The following is a 20,074-nucleotide window of genomic DNA, read 5'->3' on the forward strand; positions in this document are numbered from 1 at the left end:
AATGAACCAGAGGCAAAAAAAAGACAAAAAAATACGAAATACAGAGTATTTCGTATTTTTCGTTAAACAGGAAAAGGAATTTTGTATTTAAGCTTGGCGCTTTCTGGTACGTAGTGCAATACCAAATAGGCCCGCTGCAAATAACAGTACTGTACCTGGTTCTGGAACAGTAGCAGCAAACTGAGGTGTTTCGGTATTTACACCAGCAAGCTTAAATCCATCGTTGTTAGCAGACCAGTTCAAGTTACCGAATATAGGGTTGTAAGCACCAATCAACCAATATTTAGACACAGCATCTGAATCAATAGCTTGATAAGCGTAATCGTCGGCATTACTTACTTCGGCTTCAGTTGTCCAACCTAAACCAGCTAAATCAGCCCATCTTTGATTATTCACAGTTGCAACATCACTACCCGAATAAGCCAATACTGAAACATCTGCGTGACTAGCTTGCCTATTAGTTCCGTGATCTTCACTGGCCCAACCTAAAGTGAAGCCCGCTAGATTTACCGCTTCATCAAAAGTTAGCAAAACCATATCAAAATCGTTGCCGTAGCTATCGATAGAATGTTGCGGAGTATTGTTCGGCTCATCTCTGTTATCAGACATCAAGCCATATGAGTTCGAATATCTAAGTTTGGTATTTCTAATACGTCCGTCATTAGGGTTGGCGGTATCCGACCAACCAGTAACACTTAATCCAGACATATCCAGAGAGTTACCGTTTCCAGTGCCGGATAGTGAACCATCATCAAAATCCCAAACTTGCTCCGCAGAGAAAGCTGACATAGACACAGCACACGTTGCTACCAATAAAATTTGTTTAAACACAGCGCCCCCAAAATAGCATTCTGTATATTATTTAAAAACCGTCCCAACCAACACAAAGCAATAAACAAGCCAATAAAATTAAGTCTTTATTTCCAATACTTTACAGTTCAAAAATTCAGTAAAACTGTAACATTGTAAAGAAAACTGACAATAAGCGTTGCTTTTGTAACCACTAAAAACTAGGTTGATGTTCAGGAGCTAAAAATTTGATGCGAGCAGATTAACATCAATGCTCATAAAACGCACTACCAGTAACGCTCCACCGTTACTTGCCCTGGTTTACGTCGTAAATTTTTCTTCAAACCTTTTTGCTCTAAGATTACTTGCGCATCGGTGATCATTTCGGGGTTACCACACATGATCACTTGGGAATACTCTGCGCTTAATTTAAGGCCAAGCCCTTGCTCCAACGACCCATTCGCTAAGGCTTCAGGGATTCTGCTTTTAAGCGCACCTTCGCAGTCTTCACGAGTAACCATGGCTTGAAACTGGAACTGTGTGGGGTGTTCTGCTTGGTATTTATCAATAAGATCTTTATAAGCGATATCTTTGACTTTTCTCACGCCGTAGACCAACGCTATTTTCTCAAAACGTTGCCAAGCTTGTGCCGTTTCTAACATTGAGAAATATGGTCCTATTCCAGTTCCGGTGCCAATTAACCACAAATGCTTCCCCTCGGGCACTTCATCCAACACCATAAACCCTGCGGCACTGCTTGAGACATCGATGGTATCTCCAACACTCAATTGATGAAGATTAGGTGACAGCAAGCCTTGTTCTACCTTAATCGCAAGCACTTCTAGGCAATCGGTATCAGGAGGATTAACTAATGAATAGGCACGAGCTACGCGCTTGCCTTCTCTTAACTCTGATAATTTAATGAATTGCCCAGCGACAAATGGCGTAATATCGGCCTTAATTCGTAAACTGAATAGCTCATCATTCCAATCAATACGTTCAATTACTTTACCCTCAGTCCACATACTTGTTCCTTTACTAAGACAAATTCTTATTCTTGAGAAGTAATCACTTCAGAGTGATGATCGACATAAATCAACGCATCTACATCGTAGCCTAAGTCTTTAGCCTGATGAACCAAGTCGCTTTTCACTTGGTGAGCTAAGTCAGGCGTTCGAGCAAGCAACCATAAATATTTTCGGTTCGGGCCAGCTACCAACGCGTATTGGTAGTCTTGCTCATCTAAGGCAAACACAACATAAGCGCCATAAAATGGTCTAAAAAAGGATACTTTGAGATGCCCAATGTCTGGTGAGTCAACAAACTGAGCAATGCCTTCGGCTTCAAACCACTGTTGTTCCTGCTCAGAAAAGCCTTTATTTAATACCGTTACTTTGCCGTCATCACGTAAGCTATAAGTTGCGGTCACATGGCTCATGCCACGCTCGAATGAGTGGTCTAAACGGGCAACTTCATACCAAGTTCCCAAGTACTTTTGTAACTGAAAATTACTCACCGGCTCTATGCCTTCTGGTTTGCCACTACATGCACTTATCAACAATACGGCAACAAAAATAACTGTCTTTTTCATTAGTACATCCTTTCAACTAAAACCATAAGGCGGCAATACAGCCAATCAAAGTCATAACAAACAGAAACCATTTAAGCGTATTAGTCGCCGCTTTTATAGCAAACTTCACTGCATAATGAGCCCCAATAATGTAACCCACCGCTAACACTAAACCCGGCAACCACAACACTTGCCCCCTAGCAATAAACACCACCAGAGCAATACTGGTAAAAGATAAGGTACACACTAATTTAAGCGCATTCGCTCTTACTAAATCGTAGCGCAAACTGCCGGCCAATGCTGCGATCAAAATAAACCCTACGCCGGCCTGAACAAAGCCGCCATAAAACCCTGCTAAACCTAAGCTCCACTTGGCTGAGGGCGTATCATCCATTTTGCGAGCAAGGGTACCCGGTTCTGGCGCAACGGCACTAGGTTTAAACAGCATTAATGCCGCCATTGCCAACATTGCCCCCAGTAACAGGTATTTAATAATCCAAGCTGGTGAATAGGAAGCAGCGACCGCTCCCACTAATCCTCCCACTAAGGTGGGCCACAAAATAGGAACGACATCTTCAGTATCAAGCTTGTCGTGCTTCTTGAAACCCAAAACACCGGTTAAACATTGTAAAAAAATGCCCACTCGATTAGTGGCATTAGCCACTTCTGCTGGCATCCCCATTACCATTAGCGCTGGCAAGGTTAAATTGGAGCCGCCGCCTGCTAAGGTGTTAATCACACCAGCGATTAGCCCTACCACCAGCAGTAACACACCATGATAAATAGTAAAGTCCATTTACAGTTCTCTATAGGGCATTGATAAGTTTGACCTTATCATTGCATTAGCTGGAATTCAGCAGCAGATTGATATCTTTAGTCTAAGCTTCGGATTTTTGTGCCAAAATAACTAGGCCTAACACCTTGAGTAATGAGTCAAAAGGATTATCCATTGAGTTACGACTACATTGTAATTGGCGGCGGAATTGTGGGTTTAGCCACAGCTTGGCAGCTAAAGCAAAATCACCCCGAAGCCAAAATAGTGGTTCTAGAAAAAGAGCCTTCGCTAGCTTTTCATCAAACCGGGCATAATAGCGGCGTCATTCACGCTGGGGTTTACTACCCGCCAGGCAGTTTAAAAGCGCAATTCTGTAAACAAGGTTTGAAGCAAACTATCGCGTTTTGCCAACAACACGACATACCTTACCTTCAGTGCGGGAAATTGCTGGTTGCGACGACCCCTCTCGAATTAAACCGTATGCACGATTTAGCCGCTCGTTGCTTAGAAAACGAAATAGCAATAAGCCAGTTATCAGCCCAGCAACTAACTGAACTGGAACCAAATATTTCAGGCTTAGGTGCGCTTAAGGTTAACGATACTGGTATTGTGAGTTACCCGCAAATTTGCCAAAAAATAGCTGAATTGTTTACCCAGCAAGGTGGTGAAGTTAAACTTTCACATCAGGTGAACGGGCTAACAGAGAGCGACTCCCAAATAACTGTGAATACACAACATGGCCAGTTTAGCGGCAAGTATCTCGTTAGCTGCGGTGGCCTTATGGCAGACCGTTTATGTAAAATGCTAAACATTGATATCAACTTCCAAATCATTCCCTACCGAGGCGAGTACTATCAACTGCAGCCCCGCCACAACCAGCTAATCAAACACCTCATTTACCCCATTCCTGATCCCGAATTGCCATTTTTGGGGGTGCACCTGACTAAAATGATTGATGGAACGGTAACGGTTGGGCCAAACGCAGTGCAAGGCTGGTCACGAGAGGGTTATAACAAAGCCTCTTTTAACTTAGCCGATACCAAACAAATGCTGAGCTTCCCCGGTTTTTGGAAAGTGGCTAAACAGCATTTAGGCAGTGGCTTTAAGGAAACAAAGGACTCTTTGTTTAAATCAGGCTACTTACAACGAGTAAGGAAGTACTGTCCCAGTTTAAACATTCATGATTTACGCCCCTACCCAGCGGGCATTAGGGCACAAGCGGTGCTAAAAGATGGCAGTTTAGTGCATGACTTTTTATTTGCTAATAGCCCACGCAGCCTACATGTTTGCAACGCGCCTTCACCAGCAGCTACTTCAGCATTCCCAATCGCTCAGTATATATGTGAAAAAGTACAACAAGCTGAAGAGGCTAGCAGGTAGCGCAGAAGGGGAAGTATTTTATGAATAGTAGCGAAGCTTGATACAATTTTTACAATAAGACATACCGGCGAAAACTGACAAACAGGTCGCGTAACTATTGTCAGTTCCGCCCTAATAAAGATGAGCTTATTCGTTTTTATTACCGCATCATGAAATGGACTCAATTTACTTTGCCCACGCCCCCTTAAAGGCAACAGCCATGAGCTACCGCATCCAAGTAGAAAATAACAAACTAATTGTCACCATTACCCGCCCAGGTAAAGCTGATTTATACCAAGAAGTCGACATGTTAGGCAGTGACCACGACGAAGGTGGTCAGTATATGTATTTCAAAGCGGCTGTGTATGGTTAGAAAAAATCCGACCAGGCAGAAGACTTTGTTCAATCTACATTTTACCGATTAAACGTGACCCACTAAGCTCAAATAAACCATTACCCTTACTCCAGCCAAGGCTAATCTTCGCATTAACTGTGTTACTGTAAATTAACGAATATTTAGATACTTAATGTAGGTAAACTGGCGTGAAAATTATTGCTGATGCCGTTCCTTGCCATTTAGTCAGTGGCTTCTTGGGCTCAGGAAAAACCACCTTAATTCAGCACTTATTGGCGAACAAACCCAAGCATGAGCGCTGGGCTGTGCTGAGCAATGAGTTTGGCGAAATAGGCTTAGATGCAGCCTTACTAGAAGCCCAACAACCGCAACAAGATGTGTTTATAAAAGAAGTTCCCGGAGGGTGTTTATGCTGCGCTGCCGGTGTACCTTTTCTAGTCGCCTTAAACCAACTACTCAAACTGGCTAAGCCGCAACGCTTAATCATAGAGCCCACCGGTTTAGGGCACCCGATCAATATTAAGCAACGTTTAGAACAGCTGGCTAACCAAGGTACCATTCAATTAGGGACAAGCTTAGCCTTAGTTGACGCGCGCGTATTAACCGATAAACGTTACACTGAACACGAGAACTTTCCGGCGCAGTTAAGCATTGCCGACGCTATTGTGGCAAGTAAAAACGACTTGTATCAAGCGCAAGACAAGCTTACCTTAACCAATTACCTACACCGCCAAGGCCTGCAAGATAAACCCCTTGTATATAGCCAACACGGCCAATTAGATATGAGAGTGTTATTGAGCCCAGTAGCTAAGCTATCCCCCCAATTAAAGCCTTGGTCGCTCACTGCAAATTCAATCGCCACTCCAAGGGTTGAAGATAGCCCAGAAATTGCTGGGGAACCGCAGCCCTTTGCCGTTAAGCAGCATCATCAAGATGGTGTTTATTCGCTGGGTTGGCAGTTTCCTGCTAACACTCGTTTTAAGCAAACTGCACTGCTCACTTGGCTCGAATCTTTAGATTTATTACGCTGTAAAGCGGTGTTACAAACGCCACAAGCCACATTACTAATTAATCAAGTTAACGGCCAAGGTAAGTTACAAACCTTGGCGCCCAGTGAAGAAAATCGCATCGAGCTGATTACCTCGCAAGCCCTTGATCAAACGTACCTTAATGAGCAGTTGTTAGCCTGCTGCGAACCATAATAGGCAGTAACTTGCGAGCTGCGCTTATTCGCTCTAGGCTAAAGCCGCGCTTAAAAGTTATTACGAAAAATACGATGTATCCAACAACACATGGAGAGCAACATGATTGAAGTAGGTCAAACCATTCCAGAAGCAAATCTTGCCGAGCTAAACCAAGAAGGTATGCAAAACCATTCAACTCACCAGCTATTCGCAGGAAAAAAAGTAGTGTTATTTGCAGTGCCCGGTGCCTTCACGCCCACCTGCTCCGAGGCCCACCTACCAGGCTTTGTGGTATTAGCCGACAACATTAAAGCCAAGGGCGTAGATATTATTGCCTGCGTATCGGTAAACGACGCCTTTGTGATGAATGCCTGGGGCGAAGCCCAAAATGCAGAGCAAATAATGATGTTGGGTGATGGCGATGCCAGCTTCACTAAAGCCCTTGGCTTGGAAATGGACACTGCAGGATTTGGTGGCGTTCGTTCACAGCGTTACGCCATCATCATCGATGATTTAACCGTTAGCACTGTTAATGTTGAGCAGGCTAAGAGCTTTGAAGCAAGCAGTGCTGAGACTATTCTAAGTTTATTATAAACTTGTTGAGAAGGCGCCCTAGCGCCTTCTTATTTTCAAGGATGTTATGTGAACCGCTTAACCTTACTCTTCATTGTTACCCTCATTAGCTTACCTAGCCATGCCTTTGGAGTGCTTGGGCATCAGCTCATTGCCTATATCGCTCAGCAACAACTAACCCCACAAGCAAACCATCAGATTGAGCTGCTACTTGATGGGCAGTCATTGGTTAACGTTTCAACCTGGGCAGACCAAGCACGCAGAACCGCTTTATGGAAGCATACTGGACCTTGGCATTACATAAACATTCCAGAAGGACAAAGCCTTCAGCAAGCTAAACGCAGCAGTAAGGGCGATGTATTAAGTCAACTTAAGTACTTTGAAAGCACTTTGCTAGATCAAACTTCAAACAATGAAGAGCGCCAACAAGCCTTAAGGTTTTTCATTCACTTTGTTGGCGATTTACACCAGCCCTTGCATGTTGCCTACGCCAAAGATCGTGGTGGGAACAGTACAAGAGTAAAATGGTACGGAAAAACCTCTAATTTACACCGAATATGGGATACCCAACTGCTTGATACTAAACACGGTTCAGTAGAGCAATATGCGCAATATTTGACACGAAATTATCCGCGAACAAACACTCAAGGTAGTTATGAAGACTGGCTAAAAGAAACTCGTGCCTTAGTGCCCGCAGCTTACCAGTTCTCCAGCATCAAGTTGGCTGATGAATATGCCGAGCAACACCGCTCAAGCCTCGAGAGACAACTAATGCGCGCCGGAACTAGACTCGCCAGCAAGCTTAACCAGCTACTTGCTACAACAAACTGAAAAATAATTTCACTCATAGTGATCGCAAAACACTGAGCCACGTAATACTAAATAATACTCTCATGGGATGCCATTATGAACCGATTCTCAAGCGACAAAATTTCAGTAGGAATTAGCAGCTGCTTACTTGGCCAAGAAGTACGTTACGACGGTGGCCACAAACAATCTCGCTTTTGCAGAACCGAGTTAGCCAACTACTTTGATTTTGAACCTACCTGTCCAGAAATGGCCATTGGTATGGGCACTCCTCGTAAAACCATTCGCTTAGTTCAACATGAAGACGTGATTAGCCTTCAAGCTAGCGATGGCAGCTTTGATGTTAGCGAAAAGATGAACAACTACGCCGACCGCCGCCTACCTCAGCTTGGTCATTTAAGTGGTTATGTGGTGGCAGCTAAGTCACCTAGCTGCGGCATGGAGCGGGTAAGTGTATATTCTCCTGCAAAAAACAACGCCAGCAAAGAGGGCGTAGGTTTGTTCACTGCCAAATTAATGGAGGCTTATCCACTGCTTCCAATAGAAGAAGATGGCCGCTTAAACGACCCAGTGCTACGCGAAAACTTCGTAAACCGAGTATTTGCCTTCCATGAGTGGAAAACCATGGAGCATGAGGGTTTAACGGTCGCTAAAGTACAAGCCTTTCACGCTAAGTTTAAGTACCTCTTAATGGCGCATCACCCTGCCAAATACCGTGAACTAGGCCCCTTGGTGGCCAGTTTAAGCAATAAAAACCAGCATGGTTTTGCTGCTTACATTGAAGGCTTTATGGGAATACTCAAACATAACTGCAGCCGCAAAAATCACTGTAATGTATTGCAACATTTGCAAGGTTACTTCAAGCGCGACCTAAGTTCACAACAGCGTGAAGAACTGTCTGAGCGGATTCATCAATATCGTGAAGGTTTAATGCCACTACTGGTGCCAATTAGCCTTATTCAACACTATTTGCGTGAGCACCCAAAACACTATGTGGCAAAACAAGCCTATTTAGCCCCTCACCCTAGCGAGTTAAAGCTTCGTTATAGTCTGTAATTCTTAACTGCAATTGTTCGCCCAAACTACATCGTTTGGGCTTTTTTTTATCCCCAATAGCAGCTCCTCAACATACAAAATAAGTTAGTATTTACTGTGTAAAAATAGCGAGAATCGCCAACAAAACTATACTTAAAGGCGAGATAACAAAAACTAACTAGACCACGCATATTCAGGTTTAAACGCTAGATAGAGAATTCCCGATGAAAAATACTTTCAAGGTATCGCTTATTGCGTCGTTAACGCTTAGTTTAATTGCCTGCGGAGGCGATGGCGGCTCAGATATTACTCCACCAAGCACTGCAAAGGTGTCGTTTTCAATAGCAGATGCACCGGTGGATAGCGCTGCAGAAGTAAATGTGAGTTATACATCAATCACCCTACAGCGCACAGGGGAAGACGATATAGAACTGCCAATCGTTGATGACAATGGCGACCCTATCACGATTAATTTGCTCGACTACCAAAACGGGGAAAGTCTACTTGTACTAAGTGATACAGAGCTGCCAGTGGGTGATTATAGAGAATTAATCATCAATACTTTTGAATGTCCTCAAAATCAAAATGGGAGCACTGAGTTTTGTAATGTAGTGGAAGATTCCAATGCTACTTTGCCACTTAAGACACCTAGCAACAAACTGCGTCTTGGCGGTTTTACAGTGACCACCGAAGGCACTCAAGCTTATACCATTGACTTTAACTTAAGAAAATCTTTAGTCAGCACCGCCAATGGACAAAGCTATAACCTCAAACCACATGGTGTCACTATTGTTGACAATACCACTGTCGGCGAGATTTCTGGCTACATTGACCCAAACCTGCTTTCAGCGGGAGATTGCCAAGCCGATACTGGCAACGTTGTTTATTTATATAATCAACCGATTGATGGGTTTTCTGTGTTGGGTGATGAGTATGACCCAGAAGTTGATACCGAGGTACCCACTGACATCGTTGCGCCTTATTCATCAAAAATGGTTCAGCAAGACAGTGAAACCAGCTTATATAGCTATAGCTTTGCTCACCTTCCCGCTGGCGACTATACGCTGGCTTTTAGCTGTAGCGCAGTAGATGATGACCCAGAACTTTATGATGCTATTGCCATTGCAGACCCACAAGACCAAGACGTTGAACTAACGGTGATTGCTGGTGAAGTGACTGAGCATAACTTTGAAGAAGCTTTTTAGGGTTTAGCCTTACAATAAAGCCCGCATAAGCGGGCTATTAAACTCAATATCTGCCGAAATTAGTCTTTCTCGTTAAGCACAATACCGGTTTTACTAATGGTAATTAAGCCGTCTTTATATAACTTGCCAATAGCCTTTTTAAAGGTGCCTTTACTCACGCCAAAAATCGCAGAGATTGCTTGAGGTGAGCTTTTATCGCTAAGCGCTAAATAGCCCTGCTCTTCATGTAATTTGGCAATAATGCTATCGCCAATATCAATCGCTTTTTGAATACCAATCGGCTCTAAACTGAGATCAAGCTTTTGGTCTTCACGTACTTTTTGAATATAACCGGTACACGCGTAGCCAGCTCGAATACGTTTAAAGACTTGGTCGTAATACAACACGCCCCAATGCAGGTTGTTCACTACCACTTTGTAACCTAGCTCGGTACGCCCAGCGACTAATAAGTTAACTTTTTCGCCGCGCGTATATTTGTGGTCAGATTTATCAATGAAGCGATCCAGCTTATTGCTGGCGGCAATACGCTGTTCATTGTCTAAATAAACGTATACAACATAATGGCGATCCACTTCCATTGGTTGCTGTTGTTCGCTAAACGGCAGGAACAAATCTTTGTCTAAGCCCCAATCAAGGAAAATGCCTACATCGTTAATTTCTTTAACTTGTAGGTTGGCGCACTCACCCACCTGAACCAGTGGCTTTTTCAAAGTGGCTAATAAATTTCGTTCACCATCTCGATAAACAAAGACTTCTAGCTCATCACCTATACCCAGCTCAGGACTAAGCTCTCTAGTGGGCAACAGTATGTCACCAAATTCGCCACCGTCTAGGTAGGCACCTAAGTCAGCCATTTCAATCACGGCTAATTGATTAAGGCGTCCAATTTCTAGCATTTTCACTCTCTTTTCGCATGCAATAGGCCCCAACTGAGCCAATATTGCAGTATAACATGCCAAGGGCAATAAGCCCTTAGCTTTATTGTTTACGCGGGTTTAAGGGTATTCACAATGGTAGTAACTTGCAGGCTTACATCTGACTCAATTTTAGTGGCTAGCTTGTAGGCCGATTCTACCTGCGTTTTTACTGTATTCATCTTCGAGGTAAAACTGCCGACATGCTCACTTTGCTCTCGAATGTACTCGCTGGCTTGGTGAGCAACATTGGCTGAAGTTTGGGCCTGTTCACGTACTTGATGAGTGGTTTCCATCAGCTTGGAGGAAATCAACTGTTGATGCTCGCTGGCTTCTTCTATGCCACCAATATTGTTTTCTAAGCTATTAGATGACTGTTTAAGTTGATTTAAAATACCGGTAATTTCTTCTAAAGAGCTTTGAGTACGCATCGATAAGGTACGTACTTCATCGGCGACTACCGCAAAGCCGCGGCCATGCTCGCCTGCTCGTGCCGACTCAATCGCAGCATTTAGTGCCAACAAATTGGTTTGCTCGGCAATGCCGCGAATCACATCTAAAATGGCACTTACGTCTGTAACGGCGGTAACCAGAGTAGCCAGTGATTCACGCCCTTCTACCACCGAGGCCGTTGTACGTTTACTGGCGCTAATAACTTGCTCAACGTCTTGCTGCGATTCGTTCATGGCATTTTTAGTAGCGTTGGCGTTGTCTTCAACATCACTTGATACTTGGTTTAACTGTTCTGTTAGCGCGCGTAACTGCTCCATCAATTGCTGTGATTCAGCCACCTGCAGATCCGTTTGCTCTGAGGTTAAATAAACTTGGCGAACTTGTTCTGAAACTGAATCTAAGGAGCTAGAAACAACCGACAATTGTTGATTTTTAAGCTCTTCAAGATCACCTTGTTTAGCTAAAAGTTGATTGAAGAAAGTGGCGATTTCGCCGATTTCGGTATTCTTTCGGCGTACTTGTAAGCGTTGAATACTGCCGTTTTCAACCAACAACGCAAAACCATTACGCAGCTCGCGAAGTGGTTTAAGCACCGCTGTTTGCATGACTAGCTGCATAACAAAGGCCAGTAATAAAATGAGTCCAGCCACGCTATACAAGGTTATTTCTACGCTTGCCATCACCATGTTTCTTTGTTCAATCACGCCTTGTTCGGCCTGAGAGATTTGCTGCGTTAATTGTTTTATGTCGGCACTTAAAGCACTGCGTAATACCAGCCGTTGCTCAATCAGCGCGTTGGTTGATTGCAACTCTCTTGGATAGCGCTGGCTCAAACTCAGTAGTTCGCCTCTTAGCTCTTCAGCTAAATCACTGGCCTCTTCAGGGTCACCTAAAGCAAACTCATCCACCTCAACTTCGCTCATCACACCCAGCAAAGGTAGGCGGTTAATCGCCTCCGCGTATTCACTCACTTGGGCAAACGCATCATCGTAAGCCAATTTGCTAACATCACTCGGATGAGAGAAATAGCGATTGCGCTGCATGGCTAGGCTCACTAAGGCATTCATTAATTCACTGCCATTTTGAATATAAGCGGTAGCGTCGCTTCCCGTCGCTTTTAAGCCGTAATCCACAGTGCTATCGGCCCAGCCCAACATTTCTCGCTCGGCATTAATCAATAGACCTTGTTCATTTCCGCTCAATTTACCTAAGGCAAGGTAACGCTCCTGAAGAGCTGTGAGTAACTCTTCAAGCATTACCGATAAACCACTAAGTTGCTGCTGTTTTGACCGCTCAACTAGGGCCTCGAGTAAGCTTTCAGCTTCGCTTAGTTGCAAGGTATTCCCGGTGTTGAGGTAGTTATTTACCTTAGCCACTAGCTGGCTGTTAAATTGAGACTTAAGAGATTGATAGTTTTGTAATTGCTGATTTGAGACAGACAATTCAACTAATGAAAAGTACAACGCAACAATGAGCACTGCACTAACAGCCAATAACACAAAGGCCGACAACCGAGAGAATCGAGATACGCGCATAAAAACTCCAATAGCAGTTCATTAAATGAAATCTGCATTCTTCCCTGAGAGGAGCCTTATTAGGCTCCAAATTGGGCGAAGATTTTATGACCGTGATGTGACATAAATATGACAATAACAATTATGTTAAAAAAGAATGGTAAACAACAAAAACGATAACAACAAAAAGTAAAATCTTTTAACTACAAAGAGATAGGAACACAAAGTTGTAAATCAAATAATTCATCCTTATCAATAAATTGACAACGTTGGTAGCGCACAAACGCCGGAATATCACCTAGCCGATAACCACTATCTGGCAGCCACTCAACATAAAACTTGTGCAACATCGGTAGCAGTTCACCGTATTGTCCAGACAGATTTAAAGTGGCATGCATTCCACCTGGAATGGTTAAACAACTCACCGGGCCTCTTCGCAAAACTGGTACGTCTACCGCTAAACACGCAACATAATGACACAATGGGGCAGGTACGATATCAGGATTAGAATGGTACAAACCTAAGAGTCTATTCTGGTGCCATTCAAGGCCTTGGTTATCGGCCCACATTTGCAGCTTTTCATAAGCTTGGCGAATACTGCGGCCGTAACCTTGATGTCTAACATAAGCCACAGTTTGTGGTGCTAAGCGCTGAATAGTGACTGTAGGCAATGATAGTTGCTTGGCATGTTGCATTCGCTGTTGCAACTCTTCGCTCCAGCTTTGCTGGTAATTATTACGACTGTAATCGTCATAACCACCATCTCGCCATTGCTTAGGCGAACGGCCAAAGTGCTTTTTAAATGCTTGAGAAAAAGAGGCCGGAGATTGGAAGCCACATTGAAGTGCCGCATCCTGCACAGTAAGGCCGGGAGAAAAGATCAATATGTTAGCGCAACGTTCTAGGCGAGTACGACGAATATAGTCGTTAACATTTTCGCCAGTAAGTTGCTTAAAACAACGGTGAAAATGGAACCTTGAATAAGCAGCAATTTTCGCCAATTCAGTCGCACTTTGCGGCTCAGAAATAGTTTGATGGATATGATACAACACATCATTTATTCGACTTTGTCTATTTAGCTCTGTATTCAGCGACACCGCTCTTCCTGGCACTTGTGTATCTTGGCAAGTCTCAAAAATTAGCACAAATGGACAAGTATTTGCACATAAATACTAAGACCTACATTTTGCAATCTCGCTATTGTGTCAACTCAAATACACAGCATGCCTAATGCAACTGAGCACACATGATAGAACCAAGCAATCGAGTAAAACACACTAAAGAGTCTTACATTCGTAATATATTAAAAGTCATCCAACAACCCGGTATGTTGTCGTTGGCAGGTGGCCTACCAGATGCTCACCGATTTCCACAATCTATTCTGGCTGAAGCTGCGGCGGAATTAGCCAACCAGCCAAGCATCTACCAATATGGCGCTACCGAAGGATTAACAGAGTTGCGAGAGTTTATTCTCGCCAGTAAACCCTTCGCCGAAGAAGTAATTATTACCAGCGGTTCTCAACAAGCCTTAGATTTAATTGCTCGCTGTTATCTAAACCCCGGCGACCAAGTATTGTGTGAAACGCCAAGCTATTTGGGAGCGCTACAGATTTTTGACTTAGCGGAAGCAGAAACCTTAACTGTTGATAGCGAAAAAGATGGGCCGAATTTAGCCCACCTCGAACAAGTACTTGCAGCCAACAACGTTAAATTCTTTTACGCAGTGCCCGACTTTCAAAATCCCAGCAGCTGCTGTTGGAGTCTGACTAAACGACAAGCGGTGGCGGATTTACTGGCAAAATATAAAGTCGCGTTTGTGGAAGACGCGCCCTATCGTGAACTGCGTTACGAAGGAGAACCCTTAGCTACAGTGACCGAATTGTGTAAAGGCGATGCTTTTTACTTAGGCTCATTTTCAAAAATAGCGACCCCAGGTATGCGTGTTGGTTATGCTATGGCATCTAAGCCTCTGCTGGCTCCACTCATAAAAGTAAAACAGGCCAGCGATCTTCACTCGGCACTGCCTATGCAAAAAATGTTGCTATCAACCATTAGTCATCCAGACTTTGGCCTGCACCTTGAACAACTTAAATCCCATTACTGCAGCCGTCGCGATGCGCTAGTAAGCGCCTTACAAAAACACTTAAGCGACTATGTAGATTTTGCAGTACCGCAAGGAGGCATGTTTGTTTGGTGTCGTTTAAAGCAACACCAAGCCCAACACATTGCAACGGCGGCTCTAAAAGCTAAGGTGGCTATAGTTCCTGGTGATGAGTTTTGGCCTGCTCGTTCAACAGTAAACGACCAAGCTATTCGCTTGAACTTTACTGCTTTAGACAGTAAGGACTTAGAACAAGCGGTCATTCGTTTAGCCACGGTAATGCAACAAAGCCTAGCTAGCGGCTAAACAAACTAAACGTCTTTAGCTCTTTCAAAAAGAGGTAAAGACGTTTAGCCATCTAGATTGACAGAGCTCTGTAATTCATTACACTAAACGCTCTTACTATTTCAGAGTGTTGTTCTAATGTTACCTTCAAATTCCCAAGAAGCCCCTGCTTCAGCGCGCGCATTACTGCCAATTATGTTGTTCTTATGCCTATTTATTGGTGTAGGCAGCTATTTGCATTGGCAGGGGGTTGAGTTTGCTTTTTATCAACTGCCCGCGTCTATTGCGATTATTCCAGCCATTGTATTGGCGATAATACTTAGCAAGCACAATATCAACCAAGCCATAGAACAGTTTGTAGGGGGCATGTCTAACCACAATATAATCACCATGTGTTTGATTTACTTATTAGCTGGCGCATTCAGTGCGGTAGCAAAAGCCAGTGGTGGCGCAGAAGCAGTGGTAAACCTTGCCTTAAATGGCGTACCTAGTTGGTTTTTACTACCTGGTATATTCGTTGTAGCTGGGCTTATTGCCACCGCCATGGGCACCTCTATGGGCACCATAGCAGCAGTTGCCCCTATTGCCTTGGGCATTGCCCAAACCGCTGAAATTGACCCAGTTTACATGGCCGGTGCCGTATTAGGCGGCGCTATGTTTGGTGACAATTTATCGATTATCTCTGACACCACTATTGCTGCCACTCGCACCCAAGGTTGTGCGATGAAGGATAAATTTAGGCAAAACCTAGGGATAGCTTTACCTGCAGCCTTGCTCACCATCGTTCTATTGTTTGTGTTAAATGACAGTGCACAATTAGAAAGCCTGCCAATAAACAACCCTTTAAGTGCTTTGCCTTATCTCGTGATCTTGCTAATGGCAGTTTTTGGGGTGAACGTATTTGTGGTCTTGTTCAGTGGTATTGTGCTAGCTGGCGGTACAGCCATGCTGTCGGGTGATTACCCACTATTAACCTTTGGTAAAGACATTTATACGGGCTTTAGTGGCATGCAGGAAATCTTTCTACTGTCATTGTTCATTGGCGGTTTAAGTGCGCTAATGCGCGAACAGGGTGGCTTACGCTTCATTCAACAATGGGTTGGGAACCGAGTAAACAAAGCTAAGTCGCGTTCTTTTGCCGCACAAAACGGCATTGCTTTAATTACTGCGCTCACCAACTTAGCAGTAGCTAACAACACCGTAGCCATTTTAGTGGCCGGCGATTTGACTAAACAATTAGCCAAAGAAAACGAGATTGAAGCGGCGCGAAGCGCCAGCCTAATGGATATTTTTGCTTGTGTCATTCAAGGTTTAATTCCCTATGGCGCGCAAGCACTGTTAATAGGTTCGTTATTCTCGTTAAGCCCAATAGTGGTGGTAAGTGCGGCTTGGTACCCAATGTTCTTGGCCGCGGTAGCGATTTTGGTGATGCTTCGCCGTAAGTAACGCTCACTATGGTTGATTCTAAAAGGCGGCTTAATGCCGCCTTCTTTCTAGGCGTCTTCTAAGTGGGCATCAATATAACGGGCTTTTTTCTTGTCTTTAAGTTGGTGTAAGTCCACCAATACCAAGCCATCAATACACTGATTGAAATCGGGATCTACGTTAAAATCAATAAACTGAACACCACCACGTTGGCATAGTTCAGTATATTGCTTATACAAGGTAGGTACGGCTGTGCCCATACTGGCTAACGCGCTTTTAAGCTGGGCAAAATCTGCTTTGTAGTCGTCACCACTAAACGACATATTGATGCTATTTTTGATTTGCTTAGCCAATTGGTAAGGCTGGCGAGACCGCGCGTAATTGTTAGTTGCGGGGAAGTAGGTCTGATAAAAATGAATCAGTAAATCTCGTCCTGCTTCTGGCATCGCCGCGCTAATACTCACCGGGCCAAATAGATAACGGTACTGCGGATTCCGTGCGAGAAACGCACCAATACCTAGCCACAAATAGTCTAAACTGCGCTTTCCCCAATACTTAGGTTGAACAAAGCTGCGGCCTAGTTCTATTCCTGATTCAAGAAAGTGACTAGCATCTACATCATATTCAAACAAGGAATGGCTATAAAGAGCATTAATGCCTTGTTCTTCAATTAAACGCTTGGTATCTGCAAAGCGATAAGCACCGGCGATCTCTAGTTGTTCAGCATCCCACAATATGAGATGCAGATAATTAGCATCATATTTGTCGGTGTCAGTACGTCGCCCGGTTCCTTCGCCAACCGCTCTAAAAGCTAATTCACGCAAGCGCCCTAGTTCTGACAAAATCAACGGTTGGGAATTGCCATAACAAATACAAATTTGTTTCCCGTCTGGCGTTTCGCCTATCTTCTCTAGCTGCTTTATGGCTTTCTTTAACGCTAAGCGTTGCTCAGGATGAGCAATAGCGGCTTCAGTTTGAAACAGACCTTTTTTGTTATTACCAATGCGATACAAATGCTTTTTGATTAACTGCGCCTGAGTGGAACGATCGAGGCCACTTAAGCCAAAGCTTTTAACCGGTATTTGCTCGCCAACCACCATTGAGAACACTTTGTTGCGGTGAAAAAATAGTTCTTTCACCAACAACAGAGTCGACAAAGGACGATAGATAAAAGAACTTAAATAAAACAGGTGACTATTTTTAGCCTTTACACAAATGGGCAGTAAAGGCGTATTGGTTTTTTTAGCGATGCTGACAAAACCTTTGGTCCATTTGCCGTCTTGAACCTTAACTCCCTTTAAACGAGACACTTCACCAGCCGGGAAAATTATTACCGCGCCTTCTTCATCTAATAAGTCTTTAATCGCATTAAGCTGCTTACGTTGGCTATTGCGACGCATATTATCTACTGGCAGTAATAAGTCATCTAAGGGTTTAATTTCGGAAAGGATTTCATTAGCAACAATTTTTACATCTTTACGCACTTGGCTAACTAGGTGCAGCAATGCGAGGCCATCAATGGAACCAATAGGGTGATTAGCCACTATCACTACGCGCCCTTCACTTGGGATCCGCTCACGCTCATTTTGGCTTACTCGATAGCTTATATTGAGCTCGGTAAACACCTGGTCGATAAAAGCAACCCCTTTGAGGTGTGGATGTTTTTCCCCAAATGATTGAAACTCATCTTCAAATAACACTTTTGAAAAAAACCACTTGGCAAGTGAATAACGTCGCGGATGCTGTGACAAACTGGGGTAATGTTGGTTAAGTACCTGCTGCGCTGAAATCATTGCTCTCTCCCTCTATTCGCCGTTAGGCTAGAAGTAGAACGTGACAAAGAAGCAACAATTTTATGGCAGTTGTATGACAGGGAATCAGCGTAAAGCTAGAGACAAATATGCTAAAAGCTAAACACTAAAAAGGAATTTAGGTGATGATAGGCAGTGAACGCCCCAAGGCCGTTTTATATTTGAATTGTCAGCCCCCTCAGCTGCCGCTTAACTATCAACAATTAGCGCCAGCTCAACTAAGCCAAGAGATTTTGCAAAACAATAATAATAATTGGCGAAAAATACTCACCATTTACGCAAAATTAACGGCGCCAAATGAAGATTGGCGAAACCATTTACACACTAAGTTATTGAGCGAAAACCAGATTCACTTTGATGCTAGTTTGGTTAAAGAAGCAACAACACACATCATTGCAGGCAAAAATAACTGGTGTAGGTTTGATCATTTGAACGCTAACAAAGGTGAATTAAGTCAAAAAACATGGCTTTTTTTACCGCCCAATATTTATCTCACTCCCTACCCTGATTACCGTCAATTCCCTAATATTTTAATCGAAGAATGTAGAACTGCACTTCACCAAAATGGTGAGGTGCTACGCTAGCTAATTGAATTCCAATAAGTTTAATTTTTTAACGGAATGAGAAATAAAACGAGGTCGCTTCAATTGATAAATTCAACAAAAACAAAGCCATAGCTGAATTTAAAGCGCTTAGCTAGCTGTTAGGTTTGACAGTTTAAAATGTGAGCAAGCTGGATTGTACTCATAGCATCATCACCAAGGGAGAGATGCTAATGGACTTTGTTAACGGCGTTGCAGAACAACTTACACCCTCAACATTCCAACACCTAAATCACTACCGTCATCAAGTATTTGTAGAAATGCTCGGCTGGGAACTTGATACCCCAGAAGGCATAGAACAAGATCAATTTGACCGTGAAGACACGGTATATGTCATCGCTCAAAACGACCAACAGCATATTAGTGGCTGTGCAAGACTATTACCCACCACTCAACCTTACTTGCTTGAGGAAGTGTTTCCAGAATTGCTTAATGGCCTTGCATGCCCCAAAGATAATGACACATGGGAGCTGTCTCGCTTTGCGGCTGTCGATTTTGACAACCACAGCCAAGCACCCACTCAACTCATGTCGAGCGACGCTTTAGCGTTACTAACCGCATCAATTGAATGCGCTAAGAAACACGGAGCAAAACGCTTAATATCAGTTTCGCCTTTAGGTATTGAGCGAATGCTGCGCAATGCAGGATTTCGCTATCACCGAGCAGGACCACCAAAAATAATAAACGGTTACGCGCTATTTGCCTGCTACATCGATATCACTTAATAGTTGTTCATAGGTGACTCGCGGTAGCGATTTCTTATCGCTGCTGCAGTTGTTGCCTGCCATGAAAACTGTTCAATTGCCTGCTTTAATAATTGATCATTACGCCTTGGGCTAACGTCAAAGCCGCTTTCTTGAAGCTGCAAATTACTGCGCGGAAGATCTTTTAAGCAGCATTTCATTGCGCCATTCTTCCACACCCAATGCCAGTCCCAACCTATGGTAATAGCGCTAACGCTTTCGAATAACCATTCGGTATAGCCGGTAAATTTTGCATGTTCACTATTAAAATCATCAGCGCTAATGTTATCTAAGCCAGAGATGATATGGCTAAAATTTAGTACGCTGAGTTGTTCGATCGTAATTCTGACTAATCCATCGCCAGAAGGAACTACCTGATATCTCTCAGAATCGATTACATTCTGTACACTTGCCTGTGTTTTCATAATATTTTTTGTTTATTTGTTTGAACTCTCCCTCATCAAAGCATTCTGACGGCAAGGCTTCAATTGTCAACATTAACAGTTGCGCTATACTGGTTACTCTACAACAAAATGATTATGCTCAATATATGCATAACTAGGAGATGATAGCC

Annotated in this window: 20 protein-coding genes; 11 read left to right on the forward strand and 9 right to left on the reverse strand. The window is 43.5% G+C overall.

The annotated features are described in order from the left end of the window. Positions 1-87: 87 nt before the first annotated feature. The 4 genes from xdp1 to Q4549_RS05755 form a co-directional block, all read right to left on the reverse strand. On the reverse strand, positions 88-831 hold the full coding sequence (xdp1, locus tag Q4549_RS05740) for an exosortase-dependent surface protein XDP1 (RefSeq protein ID WP_303550012.1): 744 nt from the start codon (positions 829-831) through the stop codon (positions 88-90). Between the two features lie 245 nt (positions 832-1,076). Beyond that, positions 1,077-1,814 (reverse strand): ferredoxin--NADP reductase, encoded by a 738-nt coding sequence (locus Q4549_RS05745; protein WP_303550014.1) that lies wholly within the window; start codon positions 1,812-1,814, stop codon positions 1,077-1,079. Between the two features lie 26 nt (positions 1,815-1,840). Next, complete coding sequence (locus Q4549_RS05750) at positions 1,841-2,380, reverse strand: lipocalin family protein (RefSeq protein ID WP_303550017.1); 540 nt, start codon at positions 2,378-2,380, stop codon at positions 1,841-1,843. Between the two features lie 16 nt (positions 2,381-2,396). Then, positions 2,397-3,155 carry a sulfite exporter TauE/SafE family protein gene (locus tag Q4549_RS05755; RefSeq protein WP_303550018.1) on the reverse strand — a complete coding sequence of 253 codons (759 nt, stop codon included), beginning with the start codon at positions 3,153-3,155 and terminating at the stop codon, positions 2,397-2,399. Between the two features lie 153 nt (positions 3,156-3,308). Here Q4549_RS05755 and lhgO point away from each other — a divergent pair, with 153 nt between their 5' ends. The 7 genes from lhgO (at position 3,309) to Q4549_RS05790 (ending at position 9,652) form a co-directional block, all read left to right on the forward strand. After that, complete coding sequence (gene lhgO, locus Q4549_RS05760) at positions 3,309-4,514, forward strand: L-2-hydroxyglutarate oxidase (protein ID WP_303550021.1); 1,206 nt, start codon at positions 3,309-3,311, stop codon at positions 4,512-4,514. 199 nt (positions 4,515-4,713) lie between these two features. After that, positions 4,714-4,866, forward strand: a complete 153-nt coding sequence (locus Q4549_RS05765; protein WP_303550024.1) for a polysaccharide lyase family 7 protein — start codon at positions 4,714-4,716, stop codon at positions 4,864-4,866. 170 nt (positions 4,867-5,036) lie between these two features. Then, on the forward strand, positions 5,037-6,050 hold the full coding sequence (locus tag Q4549_RS05770) for a GTP-binding protein (protein WP_303550028.1): 1,014 nt from the start codon (positions 5,037-5,039) through the stop codon (positions 6,048-6,050). A gap of 102 nt (positions 6,051-6,152) precedes the next feature. Continuing rightward, positions 6,153-6,626 carry a peroxiredoxin gene (locus Q4549_RS05775; protein ID WP_303550030.1) on the forward strand — a complete coding sequence of 158 codons (474 nt, stop codon included), beginning with the start codon at positions 6,153-6,155 and terminating at the stop codon, positions 6,624-6,626. A 48-nt stretch (positions 6,627-6,674) separates the two neighbouring features. Continuing rightward, positions 6,675-7,436, forward strand: a complete 762-nt coding sequence (locus tag Q4549_RS05780) for a S1/P1 nuclease (protein ID WP_303550031.1) — start codon at positions 6,675-6,677, stop codon at positions 7,434-7,436. Positions 7,437-7,511: 75 nt separating this feature from the next. Next, on the forward strand, positions 7,512-8,468 hold the full coding sequence (locus Q4549_RS05785; RefSeq protein WP_137671744.1) for a DUF523 and DUF1722 domain-containing protein: 957 nt from the start codon (positions 7,512-7,514) through the stop codon (positions 8,466-8,468). Positions 8,469-8,671: 203 nt separating this feature from the next. After that, positions 8,672-9,652, forward strand: a complete 981-nt coding sequence (locus Q4549_RS05790; protein ID WP_303550033.1) for a DUF4382 domain-containing protein — start codon at positions 8,672-8,674, stop codon at positions 9,650-9,652. A 59-nt stretch (positions 9,653-9,711) separates the two neighbouring features. On the opposite strand, the gene Q4549_RS05795 is transcribed toward Q4549_RS05790, so the two are convergent. The 3 genes from Q4549_RS05795 to Q4549_RS05805 all read right to left on the reverse strand — a co-directional run bounded on the left by Q4549_RS05795 (position 9,712) and on the right by Q4549_RS05805 (position 13,630). After that, the gene (locus Q4549_RS05795) at positions 9,712-10,548 is read right to left on the reverse strand and encodes a S1 RNA-binding domain-containing protein (RefSeq protein WP_303510858.1); all 837 of its coding nucleotides are present in this window, start codon (positions 10,546-10,548) and stop codon (positions 9,712-9,714) included. An 89-nt stretch (positions 10,549-10,637) separates the two neighbouring features. Further along, positions 10,638-12,554: a methyl-accepting chemotaxis protein gene (locus Q4549_RS05800; RefSeq protein ID WP_303550034.1), complete on the reverse strand. Its 1,917-nt coding sequence runs from the start codon at positions 12,552-12,554 to the stop codon at positions 10,638-10,640. A gap of 182 nt (positions 12,555-12,736) precedes the next feature. Further along, positions 12,737-13,630: a GyrI-like domain-containing protein gene (locus Q4549_RS05805; protein ID WP_303550036.1), complete on the reverse strand. Its 894-nt coding sequence runs from the start codon at positions 13,628-13,630 to the stop codon at positions 12,737-12,739. 149 nt (positions 13,631-13,779) lie between these two features. Here Q4549_RS05805 and Q4549_RS05810 point away from each other — a divergent pair, with 149 nt between their 5' ends. Next, complete coding sequence (locus Q4549_RS05810) at positions 13,780-14,940, forward strand: PLP-dependent aminotransferase family protein (RefSeq protein WP_303550038.1); 1,161 nt, start codon at positions 13,780-13,782, stop codon at positions 14,938-14,940. Between the two features lie 117 nt (positions 14,941-15,057). Continuing rightward, positions 15,058-16,365 (forward strand): Na+/H+ antiporter NhaC family protein, encoded by a 1,308-nt coding sequence (locus Q4549_RS05815; RefSeq protein ID WP_303550039.1) that lies wholly within the window; start codon positions 15,058-15,060, stop codon positions 16,363-16,365. Between the two features lie 47 nt (positions 16,366-16,412). On the opposite strand, the gene Q4549_RS05820 is transcribed toward Q4549_RS05815, so the two are convergent. Then, a complete protein-coding gene (locus tag Q4549_RS05820; protein ID WP_303550040.1) occupies positions 16,413-18,137 on the reverse strand; it encodes a lysophospholipid acyltransferase family protein in 1,725 nt (574 codons plus the stop codon). Between the two features lie 140 nt (positions 18,138-18,277). Between Q4549_RS05820 and Q4549_RS05825 the strand changes: the two genes are divergently transcribed. Continuing rightward, positions 18,278-18,739, forward strand: a complete 462-nt coding sequence (locus Q4549_RS05825; RefSeq protein ID WP_303550042.1) for a hypothetical protein — start codon at positions 18,278-18,280, stop codon at positions 18,737-18,739. Between the two features lie 191 nt (positions 18,740-18,930). After that, the gene (locus Q4549_RS05830) at positions 18,931-19,482 is read left to right on the forward strand and encodes an acyl-homoserine-lactone synthase (RefSeq protein ID WP_303510841.1); all 552 of its coding nucleotides are present in this window, start codon (positions 18,931-18,933) and stop codon (positions 19,480-19,482) included. Here Q4549_RS05830 and Q4549_RS05835 read toward each other — a convergent pair. Further along, positions 19,479-19,925 carry a DUF4902 domain-containing protein gene (locus tag Q4549_RS05835; protein WP_303550044.1) on the reverse strand — a complete coding sequence of 149 codons (447 nt, stop codon included), beginning with the start codon at positions 19,923-19,925 and terminating at the stop codon, positions 19,479-19,481. The two genes, Q4549_RS05830 and Q4549_RS05835, sit on opposite strands and share 4 nt — an antisense overlap. Positions 19,926-20,074 lie beyond the last annotated feature (149 nt).

This window comes from Agarivorans sp. 2_MG-2023 (assembly GCF_030548085.1).
In the GTDB taxonomy this organism is placed as follows: Bacteria; Pseudomonadota; Gammaproteobacteria; order Enterobacterales; family Celerinatantimonadaceae; genus Agarivorans.